Genomic DNA, 14,045 nt, shown 5'->3' on the forward strand with positions numbered 1-14,045 from the left:
ACCCCCACACGGCACGGAAGGACCCACAACAGTCGTGACCGACGAGTGCATCCACGGTTTCCCCACCGAGCTCTGCGACATCTGCGCACCCCGGCAGCGCGAAGCGTCGGAGACCCCAGCCACCCCGGCACCACGCCGGACCCGCATCACCACCAACCTGCGCGTCGACCCGCCAGCCTCCGGGCCCGGGACGTCGCTGCGGTCGCCGACGTCGCTCCGTTCGTCGTCCGCCGACCTGCCCGAGGCGCGTGAGTTCGCAGCGCTCCGCGCCCACCACGTCACCCACATCGACAACCTCGACGGCATCGTCGGCGCCGGTGCGATCCTGGCGTCCGACCAGGCGGAGCCCGTCGTCGACGTGAGCTCTGCCGACACCCGCGCCGCCCGCGCCGAGGCCGAGGCACCAGACGGCTCCTCGATCGCCGGCCACGTGCCGTTCACGCTGTCCCCCGACGCCACCCGCTGGGACGAACTCCGGACGGGCGCCGAGGGCGAGCGCTGGTCCGATGCCGCCCGTCGCACCCGGGCGATCGACTACGTCGTGCTCGTCGTGCCGGTCTCGGCGTTCGGGGCATCCGTGATCGTCGCCGACCAGGACGCCGACGCCGACGACGTCCGGTTCGCCGTCGGGCCCGACGCCGCCACGAACCTGATCCGTCGCACCGACTTCACGGACCCGGAGATGCACGGCCTCGAGCTGCTCGCCGGTCCGAGCGTGCCGTTCACGTCGGTCGCGGTCATCGGCGTGCCCAACGACAAGGCCCGGCAGACGGTCCGCGCCGTGCTCGCCGACCACGGTGGACACGCTCCGCGAGTGGCCGTCTTCCCGCCGTGGTTCGTGCCCCCGGTGACCGCTGAGTGACGGTCTCCTGACCCGTTTCGAGGCACCCTCCGGACCACGTCCGGAGGGTGCTCCGCGTTGCGGGGCCGAGCCGCGCCTCCAGGCCGTCCGATCCGCGTGGATCCGGGCAAGCGAGCCCGCGGGACACGCCCGGCGATTCGCGACACGCCCGGGTTGCACGTGGGCCGGGGCTATGCGAGACTTGTCCGGTTCCGAATTCCCCGTGGGTGCATGCCCACAGGATCACTGCTCTGGCAGTGCACAACCCCCTTGTTCAGCAGGGCTGGGTTGGGCCGCAGGCAGCAGAACACGACTCCCCGAGATGTGACGGACGCGGTGCACCACTGCTGCGCCCGGATCACGAGGCAGTCGATTGCCCACGCTGGACGGCCACGGTCGCCCGCGAGGTTGACAGGTGAACAGCGGTCATCCCCAGTGGATGCGGCCGGTTGGTTCAGGAAAACAGCACGGTCCGCAGGAATGCGGAACCGAGCGGCGTCAGGCGGCCAGAGGGTGCGCGGCGCAGAGAGGACAAGAGACACATGGCGGGACAGAAGATCCGCATCCGGCTCAAGTCGTATGACCACGAGGTCATCGACACGTCGGCCCGGAAGATCGTCGACACGGTGACCCGTGCCGGTGCAACCGTGGTCGGCCCGGTGCCGCTCCCCACCGAGAAGAACGTGATCGCAGTGATCCGTTCCCCTCACAAGTACAAGGACTCGCGCGAGCACTTCGAGAAGCGCACGCACAAGCGGGTCATCGACATCGTCGACCCGACGCCGAAGGCCGTGGACTCGCTCATGCGACTCGACCTGCCGGCAGACGTCAACATCGAGATCAAGCTGTAAGGGGGCTGACCAATGGCGAACTCAACCAAGACCGTCAAGGGCCTCCTCGGCAAGAAGCTCGGCATGACGCAGGTGTGGGACGAGAACAACAAGTTCATCCCCGTCACCGTGATCGAGGTCGGCCCGAACGTGGTCACCCAGATCCGCAACGCTGAGCGCGACGGCTACGAGGCGATCCAGATCGCCGCCGGCGCCATCGACCCGCGCAAGGTCAACAAGCCGGCCGCTGGCCACTTCGAGGCCGCTGGCGTGACCCCGCGTCGCACCCTCACCGAGATCCGTACCAACGACTCCGCTGAGTACACGCTCGGCCAGGAGCTCACCGTGGACGGCACGTTCACGGCGGGCCAGAAGGTCGACGTCGTCGGTACCTCCAAGGGCAAGGGCTTCGCCGGTGTCATGAAGCGCCACGGCTTCCACGGCGTCGGTGCCTCGCACGGTGCGCACCGCAACCACCGCAAGCCCGGCTCGATCGGTGCTTCCTCGACCCCGTCGCGCGTCTTCAAGGGCATGCGCATGGCCGGTCGTATGGGTGGCGACCGCGTGACCGTCCTCAACCTCACGGTGCACGCCGTCGACGCCGAGAAGGGTCTGCTGCTCGTCAAGGGCGCCGTCCCCGGTGCTCGTGGCCGCTCCGTCTTCGTCCGCACCGCCGTGAAGGGTAAGTGATCATGGCCACCACGACCGCAACCACGATCGACGTCCTCGACGCATCGGGTGCCAAGTCCGGCACCGTCGAGCTCCCCGCAGCTCTCTTCGACGTCGAGACCAACGTCCCGCTGATCCACCAGGTCGTCACCGCGCAGCTCGCAGCCGCGCGTCAGGGCACCCACAAGACCAAGAACCGCGGCGAAGTCCGCGGTGCCGGTCGCAAGCCGTTCAAGCAGAAGGGCACCGGCCGCGCCCGTCAGGGTTCCGTCCGTGCTCCGGAGCACACCGGCGGTGGCGTCGTCCACGGACCGACCCCGCGCGACTACTCGCAGCGCACCCCGAAGAAGATGATCGCCGCTGCTCTGCTCGGCTCGCTCTCGGACCGTGCACGCGGTGGCCGCATCTCCGCTGTGGAGGGCTTCGTCGCGGCTGAACTGCCGTCGACCAAGACCGCCCGCACGCTCCTCGAGAAGGTCGCGCCCGTCAAGAACGTGCTCGTCGTGCTCGAGACGGACGACGAGCTGACGCTCAAGTCGATCCGCAACCTGTCGAACGTCCACGCGCTCTCGTACGGCCAGCTCAACGCCTACGACGTGCTGCGTTCGGACGCCGTCGTCTTCAGCAAGAGCGCCCTCGACGCCTTCATCGCGTCGAAGACCGCGAAGGAGATCACCGCATGAGCGGCTTCAACAAGGACCCGCGCGACGTCATCATCTCGCCGGTCGTCTCGGAGAAGAGCTACGCGCTCATCGACCAGGGCAAGTACACGTTCATCGTGGACCCCCGCTCGAACAAGACCGAGATCAAGCTCGCCATCGAGAAGATCTTCGACGTCAAGGTCGCGAGCATCAACACGCTGAACCGCCCGGGCAAGACCCGTCGCACCAAGTTCGGTCTCGGCAAGCGCAAGGACACCAAGCGCGCCATCGTGACGCTCAAGTCCGGTTCGATCGACATCTTCACGGCTGTCGGCTGAGGACCAGAGGGATAAATCATGGCTATTCGTAACTACAAGCCGACGACCCCCGGTCGTCGCGGCTCGTCGGTCGCAGACTTCGCTGAGATCACCCGTTCGACTCCGGAGAAGTCCCTGCTTCGTCCGCTGCCGAAGACCGGTGGTCGCAACAGCTCCGGCCGCATCACCACGCGTCACATCGGTGGTGGCCACAAGCGCCAGTACCGCGTGATCGACTTCCGTCGCTCCGACAAGGACGGCGTCGACGCCAAGGTCGCTCACATCGAGTACGACCCCAACCGCACTGCGCGCATCGCGCTCCTGCACTACGTGGACGGCACGAAGCGGTACATCATCGCGCCGAACAAGCTCAAGCAGGGCGACGTCATCGAGCAGGGTCCCGGCGCCGACATCAAGCCCGGCAACAACCTGCCGCTGCGCAACATCCCAGTGGGTACGGTCGTGCACGCCATCGAGCTCCGCCCCGGTGGCGGCGCCAAGATGGCTCGCTCCGCCGGCGCCTCGGTGCGTCTCGTCGCCAAGGACGGCCCCTACGCGCAGCTCCGTCTGCCGTCGGGCGAGGTCCGCAACGTCGACGCACGCTGCCGCGCCACGATCGGCGAGGTCGGCAACGCCGAGCAGTCGAACATCAACTGGGGCAAGGCCGGCCGCATGCGCTGGAAGGGCGTCCGCCCGACCGTCCGTGGTGTCGCCATGAACCCGGTCGACCACCCGCACGGTGGTGGTGAGGGCAAGACCTCCGGTGGTCGTCACCCGGTCAGCCCCTGGGGTCAGTCCGAGGGCCGTACGCGCAAGCCGAACAAGCCGAGCGACAAGCTCATCGTCCGTCGCCGTAACGCCGGCAAGAAGCGCAAGTAGGAGTTCAGAAGATGCCACGCAGTCTGAAGAAGGGCCCCTTCGTCGACGAGCACCTGCTCCGCAAGGTCGTCACGCAGAACGAGGCCAACACCAAGAACGTGATCCGCACGTGGTCGCGTCGGTCGATGATCGTCCCGAACATGCTCGGGCACACCATCGCCGTCCACGACGGCCGCAAGCACATCCCGGTGTTCGTCACCGAGTCGATGGTCGGTCACAAGCTCGGCGAGTTCGCGCCGACCCGCACCTTCCGTGGTCACGTGAAGGACGACAAGAAGGGCCGTCGCCGCTGAGGCGGCGACGCAGAGGAGGAACGAAATGGTGGAGTCGATCGCACGCGTGCGACACATCCGCGTCACGCCTCAGAAGGCCCGTCGCGTCATCGAGCTGATCCGCGGCAAGCAGGCCCACGAGGCCCTCGCCATCCTGAAGTTCGCCCCCCAGGGCGCTTCGGAGCCCGTGTACAAGCTGGTCGCCTCGGCGATCGCGAACGCACGGGTCAAGGCGGACTCGACGAACAGCTTCCTCGACGAGCGCGACCTCTACGTGAGCCGCGTCTTCGTCGACGAGGGCACGACCCTGAAGCGGTTCCAGCCGCGCGCCCAGGGCCGCGCCTTCCGCATCAACAAGCGCACCAGCCACATCACGGTCGTCCTCGCGACGCCCGACGAGGCCGAGGTTGCCGCGACGAGCAAGAAGGCGAGCAAGTAATGGGCCAGAAGGTCAACCCGTACGGCTTCCGTCTCGGGATCACGACGGACCACGTCTCGCACTGGTTCACCGACAGCAAGAAGGCCGGTCAGCGCTACGCCGACTACGTGGCCGAGGACATCAAGGTGCGCGAGTACCTGAAGAAGACCCTCGACCGCGCCGGTGTCGCACGCATCGAGCTCGAGCGCACCCGTGACCGTGTCCGCGTGGACATCCACACGGCTCGTCCGGGCATCGTCATCGGCCGCCGCGGCGCCGAGGCGGAGCGCGTTCGCGGTGAGCTCGAGAAGCTCACCAAGAAGCAGATCCAGCTGAACATCCTCGAGGTCAAGAACCCCGAGACCGAGGCCCAGCTCGTCGCGCAGGGCATCGCCGAGCAGCTCTCCGCTCGTGTCGCGTTCCGTCGCGCCATGCGCAAGGGCCTGCAGGGTGCACAGCGCGCCGGCGCCAAGGGTGTCCGCATCCAGGTGTCGGGCCGTCTCGGCGGCGCCGAGATGTCGCGTTCGGAGTTCTACCGCGAAGGCCGTGTGCCGCTGCACACCCTCCGCGCGAACATCGACTACGGCTTCTACGAGGCCCGGACCACGTTCGGCCGCATCGGCGTGAAGGTCTGGATCTACAAGGGCGACATCACGAACAAGGAGCTCGCTCGCGAGCAGGCGAACCAGCGTTCGTCGCGCCCCGAGCGTCGTGGCGGCCCGCGCGGTGAGCGTGGCGACCGTGGCGGCGACCGTCGTGGCGGCGACCGCGGTGACCGTCGCCCGCAGCAGGCCCCGCAGGACGCGCCGGCCGGCGCAGGAGTTGAGGCGTAACCATGCTTATTCCCCGTCGAGTCAAGCACCGCAAGCAGCACCACCCGAAGCGTTCGGGTCAGGCCACCGGTGGTACCAAGGTCAGCTTCGGCGACTACGGCATCCAGGCCCTCACCCCGGCGTACGTGACCAACCGTCAGATCGAGTCCGCTCGTATCGCCATGACGCGTCACATCAAGCGTGGTGGCAAGGTCTGGATCAACATCTACCCGGACCGTCCGCTGACCAAGAAGCCCGCCGAGACCCGCATGGGTTCCGGTAAGGGTTCGCCCGAGTGGTGGGTCGCGAACGTGAAGCCGGGCCGGGTGCTCTTCGAGCTCTCCGGCGTCAGCGAGGAGATCGCCCGTGAGGCGTTGACTCGTGCAATCCACAAGCTGCCCCTCAAGGCACGCATCATCAAGCGCGAGGAGGGCGACGCATAATGGCGATCGGTTCCAAGGAGCTCCGTCCGACGGAGCTCGACACGTTCGAGAACGAGCGTCTCGCTGACGAGCTGAAGAAGGCCAAGGAGGAACTCTTCAACCTCCGCTTCCAGTCGGCCACCGGCCAGCTGGAGAGCCACGGTCGTCTCCGTGCCGTCAAGCGCGACATCGCCCGCATCTACACCGTCCTCCGCGAGCGCGAGCTCGGCATCCGTGCCACTCCCGCGCCCGTCGAGACCGCCCCGAAGGCCAAGAAGACGACGAAGAAGGCTGACAAGCCGGCCGAGTCGACCGAGGCCGAGACCGCCGAGGAGAAGTAATGGCGAACGAAGAGAAGAACTCCGCCGCCCTCACTCGCGGCTACCGCAAGACGCGTCGCGGCTACGTGACGAGCGACAAGATGGACAAGACCATCGTGGTCGAGGTCGAGGACCGCGTGAAGCACGCGCTCTACGGCAAGATCATCCGTCGCACGTCCAAGGTGAAGGCCCACGACGAGCTCGGCACCGCTGGTGTCGGCGACCTCGTCGTGATCAGCGAGACCCGTCCCCTCAGCGCGTCCAAGCGCTGGCGCCTGGTCGAGATCCTCGAGAAGGCCAAGTAGGCCTCGGCCTGCTTCGGAATAGGAGACAGCAGTGATTCAGCAGGAATCCCGCCTGAAGGTCGCCGACAACACGGGTGCCAAGGAGATCTTGACCATCCGCGTGCTCGGTGGCTCGGGTCGTCGCTACGCCGGCCTCGGTGACGTCATCGTCGCCACGGTGAAGGACGCCATCCCCGGCGGCAACGTGAAGAAGGGTGACGTCGTCAAGGCGGTCATCGTTCGCACCAAGAAGGAGACCCGTCGTCAGGACGGCTCCTACATCAAGTTCGACGAGAACGCGGCAGTGATCCTCAAGGCCGACGGCGACCCGCGCGGTACGCGCATCTTCGGTCCGGTCGGTCGCGAGCTCCGTGACAAGAAGTTCATGAAGATCATCTCGCTCGCGCCGGAGGTGCTGTAAGCCATGGCGAACATCAAGAAGGGTGACCTCGTCCAGGTCATCACGGGCGCGACGCAGGAGCGTGGCGGCGACCGTGGCAAGCAGGGCAAGGTCATCGAGGTCCTCAAGGACAAGAACCGCGTCGTCGTCGAGGGCGTGAACTTCGTCACGAAGCACGTCCGCGTCGGTCAGACGCAGCGTGGTTCGAAGACCGGTGGCATCGAGCAGCACGAAGCCTCGATCCACGTCTCGAACGTCGCACTCGTCGACCCGAAGACGAAGAAGCCGACGCGTGTCGGCTTCCGCACCGAAGAGGTGGAGAAGGACGGCGTCAAGAAGACCGTCCGTGTCCGCTACGCGAAGAAGTCTGGTGAGAAGCTCTGATGACTGACACGACTGCTGCGCCCGCTGGCAAGATCCAGCCGCGCCTCAAGCAGAAGTACCTGGCCGAGATCAAGTCGGCCCTCACCGAGCAGTTCGGTTACGCGAACGTCAACCAGGTCCCCGGCCTGGTCAAGGTCGTCGTGAACACCGGTGTCGGTGAGGCCGCTCGTGACTCCAAGATCATCGAGGGGGCCATCAAGGACCTCACGGCGATCACGGGTCAGAAGCCCCAGGTCAACATCGCCCGCAAGTCCATCGCACAGTTCAAGCTGCGCGAGGGTCAGGCCATCGGCGCGCACGTCACCCTCCGCGGTGACCGCGCGTGGGAGTTCCTCGACCGCCTGGTCACGCTCGCACTGCCCCGCATCCGCGACTTCCGCGGTCTCAGCGACAAGCAGTTCGACGGCAACGGCAACTACACGTTCGGTCTCACGGAGCAGTCCGTGTTCCACGAGATCGACCAGGACCGCATCGACCGTGTCCGCGGCTTCGACATCACTGTCGTGACCACCGCGAAGACGGACGACGAGGGACGCGCGCTGCTCCGCCAGCTCGGCTTCCCGTTCCGCTCCAACGAGCAGACGGTCTAAACTACTTCGGGCGGTGCGGGCCGGAGGATTCACGTCCTCCGGCCCGCACGCACGAACACACCGATCTCGGGGAACCGCCCCGGGATCACTCGATCGCTCAGGTCGGCATTCGTGGAACGGGTGTCGAAACCAGGCGAGAAATGGACGAACATCATGACGATGACCGATCCGGTCGCAGACATGCTGACCAGATTGCGGAACGCGAACTCCGCGCACCACGACGCAGTCGCGCTCCCGAGCTCCAAGCTCAAGAAGAACATCGCCGACATCCTCAAGCGTGAGGGCTACATCAGCGAGTGGAAGGTGGAGGACGCCCGAGTCGGGCAGACCCTCACCATCGACCTGAAGTACGGCCCCGAGCGCGAGCGTTCGATCGCCGGCATCAAGCGCGTCTCGAAGCCGGGCCTCCGGGTCTACGCGAAGTCGACGGAGATCCCCCAGGTCCTCGGTGGCCTCGGCGTGGCGATCCTCTCGACCTCCTCCGGCCTCCTGACCGACCGCGAAGCCGAGCAGAAGGGCGTGGGTGGGGAAGTCCTCGCCTACGTGTGGTGATCGACAATGTCACGAATCGGACGTCTCCCCATCGACATCCCCGCCGGCGTCACCGTCTCCGTTGACGGTCAGAACGTGGCGGTCAAGGGCCCGAAGGGCGAGCTCGCGCTCGTCATCGCCGAGCCCATCCAGGCCAAGGTCGAGGAGAACCAGGTCCTCGTCACCCGTCCGGACGACGAGCGCGAGTCGCGTTCGCTCCACGGACTGACCCGGACCCTCATCGCCAACAACATCATCGGCGTGACCCAGGGCTACACCAAGGGCCTCGAGGTCGTCGGCACCGGTTACCGTGTCGCGGCCAAGGGCTCGAACCTCGAGTTCGCGCTCGGGTACTCCCACTCGATCACGGTCGAGCCGCCGGCGGGCATCAGCTTCGCGGTGGAGGGCAACAACAAGGTCACCGTGGCCGGTATCGACAAGCAGGCTGTCGGCGAGGTCGCCGCGAACATCCGGAAGCTCCGGAAGCCCGAGCCCTACAAGGGCAAGGGTGTCCGTTACGCCGGCGAGAACGTGCGCCGCAAGGCCGGAAAGTCAGGTAAGTGATCATGGGACTCCTCAAGACACGAGGCAAGAGCAAGGCGGCCGCCAAGGCGCGTCGTCACAACCGTCTCCGCAAGAAGATCACTGGCACCGAGGCTCGTCCCCGTCTCGCCGTCACCCGCTCGTCGCGTCACGTGTTCGTGCAGGTCATCGACGACTCGAAGGGTCACACCCTCGCCAGCGCCTCGACGATGGAGGCAGACCTCCGCTCGTTCGACGGCGACAAGACCGCCAAGGCCCGTCGCGTCGGTGAGCTCCTCGCCGAGCGCGCGAAGTCGGCTGGCGTCGAGGCCGTGGTCTTCGACCGCGGTGGCAGCAAGTACGCCGGTCGCGTCGCCGCGATCGCCGATGGTGCCCGTGAAGGAGGGCTGAACCTGTGAGCGACAACGCGAACACCAACGAAGACGCCAAGACCGAGGCCGTCGAGGCCACGGAGACCACCGAGGCGAGCACGGAGGCCACGGCCACCGAGGCAACCGCCGAGGCGACCACCGAGGGCGCCAAGACCGGCAAGGAGGCGGAGGCACCTGCCGTCGCCGAGCGTCCGGTCGAGACCGCCGCGGGCTCCGCGTCCAACAACCGCGACTCCGCCGACAACCGTGGCCGTCGTGGTGGCGGTCGTGACCGTCAGCAGGGCCGCGACCGCAACAACCGCGGTGGCGACAGCCAGTTCCTCGAGCGCGTGGTGACCATCAACCGCGTCTCGAAGGTCGTCAAGGGTGGTCGTCGCTTCAGCTTCACGGCGCTCGTCGTCGTCGGTGACGGCAACGGCCTCGTGGGCGTCGGCTACGGCAAGGCCAAGGAGGTCCCCACGGCGATCTCCAAGGGTGTCGAAGAGGCGAAGAAGAACTTCTTCCGCGTCCCCCGCGTCGGTAACACGATCCCGCACCCGGTGCAGGGTGAAGCCGCCGCTGGCGTCGTCCTCCTGCGTCCGGCCGGCCCCGGTACCGGTGTCATCGCCGGTGGTCCGGTCCGCGCCGTGCTCGAGTGCGCCGGCATCCACGACGTCCTGAGCAAGTCGCTCGGCTCGTCGAACACCATCAACATCGTGCACGCGACCGTCGAGGCCCTGAAGCAGCTCGAGGAGCCCCGCGCCGTCGCGAGCCGTCGTGGCCTCGACGTCGAGCGGGTCGTCCCGGCCCGTCTGCTCCAGGCCGAGGCCGCAGCCCTGCGTGCCGCGACCGAGAAGGCAGGTGCGTGATGGCGATGCTGAAGATCACGCAGATCAAGTCCGTTATCAGCGAGAAGCAGTACCAGCGCGACACCCTGCGCAGCCTGGGCCTCAAGCGCATCGGCCGTTCGGTCGAGCGTGAGGACAACTCCCAGAACCGCGGGTACATCGCGACGGTGGCGCACCTCGTGAAGGTCGAGGAGGTCGACGCATGAGCGACGAGAAGAACGAGCGCGTGCAGGTGCTGAAGCTGCACCACCTCCGTCCCGCAGAGGGCGCCAAGAAGGACCGCACCCGTGTGGGTCGCGGTGAGGGCTCGAAGGGCAAGACCGCTGGGCGTGGTACCAAGGGCACGAAGGCCCGTTACCAGGTCCGGGTCGGCTTCGAGGGTGGGCAGATGCCGCTGCACATGCGCACCCCGAAGCTCCGCGGGTTCAAGAACCCGTTCCGGGTCGAGTACCAGGTCGTGAACCTGGACAAGATCTCGGAGCTCTACCCCGACGGTGGCGACGTCACCGTTGCGGGCCTGGTCGCCAAGGGCGCCGTCCGCAAGAACGAGAAGGTCAAGGTTCTCGGTCAGGGTGACATCACCGTGAAGATCACGGTCGCGGTCGACAAGGTCTCGGCGTCCGCCGCCGAGAAGATCGTGGCTGCTGGCGGCACCGTCTCCCAGTAACCCCCGTCGGCGGCCCGTGCGTTTGCGCACGGGCCGCCGTTACGGTTTCCTTGACAGTGGCCGGCATCCGCCAGCCGGGTCGGCCCTGCCGACCGAAACCGGTCCGGCCGCGATCGACGGCCCCGGTCCCACAAGTTCGGAGTCATCGTGTTCAGAGCGGTCGCGCGCATCATGCGCACCCCTGATCTTCGCAAGAAGATCGGCTTCACCCTCGCGATCATCGCGCTGTTCCGTCTCGGGTCGTACATCCCGGCACCGTTCGTCGACTACGCCGCCGTGCAGAGCTGTCTCGCCAGCGCGTCGTCCTCCGGCGGGCTCTACGACCTCATCAACCTCTTCTCCGGCGGCGCGCTGCTGAAGCTCTCGGTCTTCGCGCTCGGCATCATGCCGTACATCACGTCGTCGATCATCGTGCAGCTCCTGCGTGTGGTCATCCCGCACTTCGACACCCTCTACAAGGAGGGCCAGTCGGGCCAGGCGAAGCTGACGCAGTACACGCGCTACCTCACGATCGCGCTCGGTGTCCTGCAGTCCACGACGCTGATTACGGTCGCTCGCTCCGGCGCCCTGTTCGGCACGAACGCCTCCGCGTCCTGCACCTCGATCATCTCGAACGACAGCTGGTACGCCATCATGCTGATGGTCGTCACGCTGACCGCCGGCACCGGCCTCATCATGTGGATGGGCGAGCTCGTCACCGAGCGCGGCATCGGCAACGGCATGTCGCTCCTGATCTTCACGTCGATCGCGGCGCAGTTCCCGTCGGCGCTCTGGGCGATCGAGCAGTCGCAGTCGTTCGAGCTCTTCCTGTTCGTGATCCTGGTCGGACTCGTGATCATGATGGCCGTCGTGTTCGTCGAGCAGTCACAGCGGCGGATCCCCGTGCAGTACGCCAAGCGCATGGTCGGGCGGCGGACGTACGGCGGCAACAACACCTACATCCCGATCAAGGTGAACATGGCCGGCGTCGTGCCCGTCATCTTCGCCTCGTCGCTGCTGTACCTGCCGGCCCTGATCGCGCAGTTCAACCAGCCCTCGGACGGCTCCGAGCCGGCAGCCTGGGTGACCTGGATCCAGAACAACCTGACCTCGGGTGACAACTGGTTCTACATGGTCCTGTACTTCCTGCTCATCGTCGGGTTCACGTACTTCTACGTGGCGATCACCTTCAACCCCGAAGAGGTCGCCGACAACATGAAGAAGTACGGCGGGTTCATCCCCGGCATCCGTGCCGGTCGTCCGACCGCCGAGTACCTCGACTACGTCCTCACCCGGGTGACGCTGCCCGGCTCGCTCTACCTCGGTCTCATCGCGCTCATCCCGCTGGCAGCACTGGCGCTGTTCGGCGCGAACCAGAACTTCCCGTTCGGTGGCGCGAGCATCCTCATCATCGTGGGTGTCGGTCTCGAGACCGTGAAGCAGATCGACTCGCAGCTGCAGCAGCGTCACTACGAAGGGCTTCTCCGTTGAGCGCACGTCTCATCATCGTCGGACCTCCCGGAGCCGGGAAGGGCACCCAGGCCGGCCGCATCGCGGACTCCTTCGGGATCCCCGCGATCTCGACCGGGGACATCTTCCGCAAGAACGTGGCAGAGGGCACGCCCCTCGGCGTGCAGGCGAAGGCGATCATGGACGCCGGCGACTACGTGCCGGACTCCCTGACGAACGAGCTCGTGAAGTCCCGCCTGCGGGAGCCCGACGCCGAGCGCGGGTTCCTGCTGGACGGGTACCCGCGCACGGTCGGTCAGGTCGAGTACCTCGACGCGCTGCTCGCCGAGCAGTGCACCGCGATCGACGCCGTCGTGCAGCTCGTCGCCGACCAGGACGAGCTCGTCGGGCGCCTGCTCAAGCGTGCCGAGGACCAGGGTCGCAGCGACGACAACGAGGAGACGATCCGTCGTCGTCAGCAGGTGTACGCCGAGCAGACGGCGCCCATCGTGGCGGCGTACGGCGAGCGTGGCCTGGTGGTCGACGTCGACGGCCTCGGAGCGATCGACGAGGTCGGCGACCGCATCCAGACGGCACTGGCGGGCCGCGGGCTCTCCGCGACCGTCTGACCAGCGTGGTGCGGTTCAAGAAGCCCTCGATCTACAAGACCCCGGACGAGCTCCGGGCGATGGTCCGGCCGGGCCTGCTGACCGCCGAGGCGCTCGACGCCGTCCGGGCAGCGATCCGCCCGGGCATCACGACCGGCGAACTCGACGCGATCGCCGAGCGCACCATCCGTGACGGCGGTGGGATCCCGAACTTCCAGCTCGTGCCCGGCTACCGCCACACGCTGTGCGTGTCGGTGAACGACGAGATCGTGCACGGGATCCCCGGAGAGCGCGTGCTCGCGCCCGGCGACATCGTGTCGGTGGACGCCGGCGCCGAGGTCGACGGCTGGAACGGTGACAGCGCGTTCACGACCGTCGTGCCCGGTGGCGACGCCACGGTCACCGCGGCCCGGCAGACGCTCTGCGACACGACCGAGCGGTCGCTCTGGCACGGCATCGCCGCGCTCGCCCACGCGAAGAACCTGCACGAGGTCGGCTCCGCTGTGGAAGACGCGATCGACGAGACCGGCGCGTGGGGCATCGTCGAGGACTACACCGGTCACGGCATCGGCCGGTCGATGCACGAGGACCCGCCGGTCTTCAACTACCGCGTCCGTGGCGCCGGCCCTGCCGTCAAGCCGGGGCTGGTGGTCGCCATCGAGCCCATGGTCACGGCCGGCACGATCGACAGCTCGACGGACGACGACGACTGGACGGTCCGGACGCTCGACGGCTCCGACGCCGCGCACTGGGAGCACAGTGTCGCGGTGCACGCGGCTGGGATCTGGGTGCTCACGGCCGCCGACGGCGGCGCTCGGGGCCTGGCCCCGCTGGGTGTGACGCCCGTCCCGATCCCGTAGGACGGGCCTCCGGTCCGGATCCCGTGCCCACGCTCGGCGGATCTGCACGATGCGACGGCCGGGAGGCCCGGCTGGCGTCCACCGTGTCGCCCACGTCGGGTGGACCCATCCGATCAGTGCCCGACGGACGC

The 14,045-nt window shown here is 67.3% G+C and carries 24 protein-coding genes; all 24 read left to right on the forward strand.

The genetic code is table 11. The features are described 5' to 3' along the window. Window positions 1-34: 34 nt before the first annotated feature. The gene (locus DEJ35_RS00895) at window positions 35-862 is read left to right on the forward strand and encodes a DarT ssDNA thymidine ADP-ribosyltransferase family protein (RefSeq protein ID WP_110859499.1); all 828 of its coding nucleotides are present in this window, start codon (window positions 35-37) and stop codon (window positions 860-862) included. Between the two features lie 521 nt (window positions 863-1,383). Beyond that, complete coding sequence (rpsJ, locus tag DEJ35_RS00900) at window positions 1,384-1,692, forward strand: 30S ribosomal protein S10 (RefSeq protein ID WP_017885534.1); 309 nt, start codon at window positions 1,384-1,386, stop codon at window positions 1,690-1,692. Between the two features lie 12 nt (window positions 1,693-1,704). Then, a complete protein-coding gene (gene rplC, locus DEJ35_RS00905) occupies window positions 1,705-2,361 on the forward strand; it encodes a 50S ribosomal protein L3 (protein WP_027466731.1) in 657 nt (218 codons plus the stop codon). 2 nt (window positions 2,362-2,363) lie between these two features. Next, the gene (gene rplD, locus DEJ35_RS00910; RefSeq protein WP_027466730.1) at window positions 2,364-3,023 is read left to right on the forward strand and encodes a 50S ribosomal protein L4; all 660 of its coding nucleotides are present in this window, start codon (window positions 2,364-2,366) and stop codon (window positions 3,021-3,023) included. After that, window positions 3,020-3,319, forward strand: coding sequence for a 50S ribosomal protein L23 (rplW, locus tag DEJ35_RS00915; RefSeq protein WP_027466729.1), 300 nt, complete (start codon window positions 3,020-3,022; stop codon window positions 3,317-3,319). The genes rplD and rplW overlap by 4 nt, the downstream gene beginning before the upstream one ends. A gap of 18 nt (window positions 3,320-3,337) precedes the next feature. Continuing rightward, entirely contained in the window at window positions 3,338-4,177 is an 840-nt protein-coding gene (gene rplB / locus DEJ35_RS00920; RefSeq protein WP_027466728.1) for a 50S ribosomal protein L2, read from the forward strand. A gap of 11 nt (window positions 4,178-4,188) precedes the next feature. Further along, the gene (gene rpsS, locus DEJ35_RS00925; RefSeq protein WP_017885529.1) at window positions 4,189-4,470 is read left to right on the forward strand and encodes a 30S ribosomal protein S19; all 282 of its coding nucleotides are present in this window, start codon (window positions 4,189-4,191) and stop codon (window positions 4,468-4,470) included. A 25-nt stretch (window positions 4,471-4,495) separates the two neighbouring features. Next, window positions 4,496-4,888, forward strand: a complete 393-nt coding sequence (gene rplV / locus DEJ35_RS00930) for a 50S ribosomal protein L22 (RefSeq protein WP_035809257.1) — start codon at window positions 4,496-4,498, stop codon at window positions 4,886-4,888. Then, window positions 4,888-5,700 (forward strand): 30S ribosomal protein S3, encoded by an 813-nt coding sequence (gene rpsC / locus DEJ35_RS00935; protein ID WP_017885527.1) that lies wholly within the window; start codon window positions 4,888-4,890, stop codon window positions 5,698-5,700. Before rplV ends, rpsC begins: the two co-directional genes overlap by 1 nt. A 2-nt stretch (window positions 5,701-5,702) precedes the next feature. After that, window positions 5,703-6,122, forward strand: a complete 420-nt coding sequence (gene rplP / locus DEJ35_RS00940; RefSeq protein WP_017885526.1) for a 50S ribosomal protein L16 — start codon at window positions 5,703-5,705, stop codon at window positions 6,120-6,122. Beyond that, window positions 6,122-6,442 carry a 50S ribosomal protein L29 gene (gene rpmC, locus DEJ35_RS00945; protein WP_017885525.1) on the forward strand — a complete coding sequence of 107 codons (321 nt, stop codon included), beginning with the start codon at window positions 6,122-6,124 and terminating at the stop codon, window positions 6,440-6,442. Before rplP ends, rpmC begins: the two co-directional genes overlap by 1 nt. After that, on the forward strand, window positions 6,442-6,726 hold the full coding sequence (gene rpsQ / locus DEJ35_RS00950; RefSeq protein ID WP_017885524.1) for a 30S ribosomal protein S17: 285 nt from the start codon (window positions 6,442-6,444) through the stop codon (window positions 6,724-6,726). Before rpmC ends, rpsQ begins: the two co-directional genes overlap by 1 nt. A gap of 31 nt (window positions 6,727-6,757) precedes the next feature. After that, entirely contained in the window at window positions 6,758-7,126 is a 369-nt protein-coding gene (rplN, locus tag DEJ35_RS00955; RefSeq protein ID WP_017885523.1) for a 50S ribosomal protein L14, read from the forward strand. A gap of 3 nt (window positions 7,127-7,129) precedes the next feature. Beyond that, complete coding sequence (rplX, locus tag DEJ35_RS00960) at window positions 7,130-7,489, forward strand: 50S ribosomal protein L24 (RefSeq protein ID WP_017885522.1); 360 nt, start codon at window positions 7,130-7,132, stop codon at window positions 7,487-7,489. Further along, window positions 7,489-8,079, forward strand: a complete 591-nt coding sequence (gene rplE / locus DEJ35_RS00965) for a 50S ribosomal protein L5 (RefSeq protein ID WP_110859500.1) — start codon at window positions 7,489-7,491, stop codon at window positions 8,077-8,079. Before rplX ends, rplE begins: the two co-directional genes overlap by 1 nt. 153 nt (window positions 8,080-8,232) lie before the next feature. Then, window positions 8,233-8,631 (forward strand): 30S ribosomal protein S8, encoded by a 399-nt coding sequence (rpsH, locus tag DEJ35_RS00970; protein ID WP_017885519.1) that lies wholly within the window; start codon window positions 8,233-8,235, stop codon window positions 8,629-8,631. Window positions 8,632-8,637: 6 nt separating this feature from the next. Beyond that, window positions 8,638-9,174 carry a 50S ribosomal protein L6 gene (gene rplF, locus DEJ35_RS00975; RefSeq protein WP_017885518.1) on the forward strand — a complete coding sequence of 179 codons (537 nt, stop codon included), beginning with the start codon at window positions 8,638-8,640 and terminating at the stop codon, window positions 9,172-9,174. A 2-nt stretch (window positions 9,175-9,176) separates the two neighbouring features. Continuing rightward, window positions 9,177-9,551, forward strand: a complete 375-nt coding sequence (gene rplR / locus DEJ35_RS00980; RefSeq protein ID WP_027466725.1) for a 50S ribosomal protein L18 — start codon at window positions 9,177-9,179, stop codon at window positions 9,549-9,551. Next, window positions 9,548-10,372, forward strand: coding sequence for a 30S ribosomal protein S5 (rpsE, locus tag DEJ35_RS00985; RefSeq protein WP_110859501.1), 825 nt, complete (start codon window positions 9,548-9,550; stop codon window positions 10,370-10,372). The genes rplR and rpsE overlap by 4 nt, the downstream gene beginning before the upstream one ends. After that, a complete protein-coding gene (gene rpmD, locus DEJ35_RS00990) occupies window positions 10,372-10,557 on the forward strand; it encodes a 50S ribosomal protein L30 (RefSeq protein WP_017885515.1) in 186 nt (61 codons plus the stop codon). Before rpsE ends, rpmD begins: the two co-directional genes overlap by 1 nt. After that, a complete protein-coding gene (gene rplO, locus DEJ35_RS00995) occupies window positions 10,554-11,018 on the forward strand; it encodes a 50S ribosomal protein L15 (protein ID WP_017885514.1) in 465 nt (154 codons plus the stop codon). The genes rpmD and rplO overlap by 4 nt, the downstream gene beginning before the upstream one ends. A gap of 147 nt (window positions 11,019-11,165) precedes the next feature. After that, the gene (secY, locus tag DEJ35_RS01000; RefSeq protein ID WP_027466722.1) at window positions 11,166-12,488 is read left to right on the forward strand and encodes a preprotein translocase subunit SecY; all 1,323 of its coding nucleotides are present in this window, start codon (window positions 11,166-11,168) and stop codon (window positions 12,486-12,488) included. Then, complete coding sequence (locus DEJ35_RS01005; RefSeq protein WP_111191881.1) at window positions 12,485-13,075, forward strand: adenylate kinase; 591 nt, start codon at window positions 12,485-12,487, stop codon at window positions 13,073-13,075. The genes secY and DEJ35_RS01005 overlap by 4 nt, the downstream gene beginning before the upstream one ends. A 59-nt stretch (window positions 13,076-13,134) precedes the next feature. Continuing rightward, the gene (gene map / locus DEJ35_RS01010) at window positions 13,135-13,914 is read left to right on the forward strand and encodes a type I methionyl aminopeptidase (protein WP_250895737.1); all 780 of its coding nucleotides are present in this window, start codon (window positions 13,135-13,137) and stop codon (window positions 13,912-13,914) included. Window positions 13,915-14,045: the final 131 nt, after the last annotated feature.

The sequence above is a fragment of the Curtobacterium sp. MCPF17_051 genome (genome assembly GCF_003234595.1).
Taxonomy (GTDB): domain Bacteria; phylum Actinomycetota; class Actinomycetes; order Actinomycetales; family Microbacteriaceae; genus Curtobacterium; species Curtobacterium flaccumfaciens.